We start from the raw sequence: 1724 nt of genomic DNA, 5'->3' as shown, positions 1-1724 counted from the left end.
TGGTTGAATGTAACTCCACTTTCCCGTTTTGTAAACGAGATTCACATTTTGAAAGTAACCTTCAAATTTTGAACCCGAAATTCCACAATTGTTATGACTTTCCCGTTTTTCTATTGCTTTTCATGGTATAATCTCTGGTAACAGGATGATTTTGACGCACAAAAACCGGACGTCACTTTTGGCTTACAAATTTTGTACTCCGAAATTCACGTCTGCTGGTATCTGTCTTTTCGTTCCATCCGGTGGTTTCATGTTCAGATTATCTTGCTACTTTTTCAAAAGACCTGGGGTTAGATTGATGCTGTTGGCAGCAACCTCTTGGCATCCTAATTTATCAGCCAGGTCTTTTCCATAATAAAAACAGAATGCTTCATACGGACTTTTCCCATTCAGCTTTTTCCTTCTATAGGAATTGATATGATTCATCATCCGATTGATATCCTCCTGCATCAGTTCATCAAAGCTTTTTCCCTTTGGCAATACCCTTCTTATGAATTCATGCCCTACCTCTATTTCCGCTTTCTGATAGGGTGCACTTGGATTGCAATAATAGATTCTGGTTCTTTGAAATCCTTTTTCATCCGGCCCATACTCTATACTCTTTGGATTAGAAAATTCACTTCCGTTGTCTGTCAAAATGATTGGGAACAACTTTCGAAAGTCCTGTCCTCCCAGCCTATGATATAGTTCATCATAAATATCGATTACTGACTTAGAGGTATTGGCCTCTCTTAGGAATGCAAGCATCAAGGATGTTTCTACAAAGAATACCGTGAGCAGAACCTTTCCACCTTTGCTTCCTATCACAGAATCCATCTGGGTCACTGCTGTATCAGGATGCTGCTCCATATACACCTCATAATCGTGATAGTTTCTTCCCACACGACAGCCTCTGTCTACCTTCAGTTCTGCTTTTTTATAACGTGGACGATACTTTACTTTCCGTGGGAGATCAATGTTCCTCACATCAAACAGACTTCCATCTATGTAATTGTATAAAGTCTTCTCGCTGCACATCAGCTCATCCTTATTATTTAAATAAATCTGATGTATAGACTGTCCTTGTTTGATCAGCGGAACCAGGATTTCATTCAGTCTGGCAATTTCTCCTTCCGTGGAAAGAATCCCACTTCTTGATTCCGCAATCTTCTCAGATGCCTGACGATGGGCTTCCAATGCGTCGTAGATTGTCTTCGTCAGCGTACACTTCTTCACTTCACTGCATCCATTACATACATAGGGGGCTTTAAATCTGCTGGTACATACTTCTTCCTCAAACTGTTCACAATACCTGTTACACAGACGCTCACACTGTCTGCATGTGGTTATCATTGGATGCTTACATTCATTTGTTCCACACACTTTTTTTCTTTTGCATCCTTTTCGATACTTGCATACATTATGGGGATAGACTGAATATCCACTACATTGCTCTACTCCATAGTTGCGGACTTCTTTTGTAATAGTAGTTCTGTCCCTCCCTAGCTTCTTGCCTATCTCGGTAAAAGTCATATCCTCCTTCAGTCCACTTTCAATCTCCAAACGATCCTCATAAGATAAAAACTTAGCCATAGTGTCTCCTTTCTCCACCGGCTAAGTTCAATATATCACGAAAGGCAGGGACTGCGCCCTGCCTTTTTGTAACACGAATTTCTCTATTCTATTTTCAAATATTTGTACCTAACTTTCCCTTTCAGACGGGAAAGTTATTTTACAATTGAGGT

Annotated in this window: 1 protein-coding gene; it reads right to left on the bottom strand. The window is 40.1% G+C overall.

Going from position 1 to position 1724, the window contains the following annotated elements; all coding sequences use genetic code 11:
- Positions 1–267 precede the first annotated feature (267 nt).
- Complete coding sequence (locus tag CTY48_RS00015) at positions 268–1572, bottom strand: IS30 family transposase (RefSeq protein ID WP_099466476.1); 1305 nt, start codon at positions 1570–1572, stop codon at positions 268–270.
- Positions 1573–1724 lie beyond the last annotated feature (152 nt).

This window comes from Konateibacter massiliensis (assembly GCF_900184995.1).
In the GTDB taxonomy this organism is placed as follows: domain Bacteria; phylum Bacillota; class Clostridia; order Lachnospirales; family Lachnospiraceae; genus Lachnotalea; species Lachnotalea massiliensis.
Note: the sequence above shows the minus strand (reverse complement) of the source record. Positions and strands in the feature narration are given on the sequence as shown.

Bases quoted from the DNA above. Each gene is read 5' to 3' on its own strand.
- CTY48_RS00015 (WP_099466476.1), bottom strand. From the start codon at position 1,572: ATGGCTAAGTTTTTATCTTATGAGGATCGTTTGGAGATTGAAAGTGGA.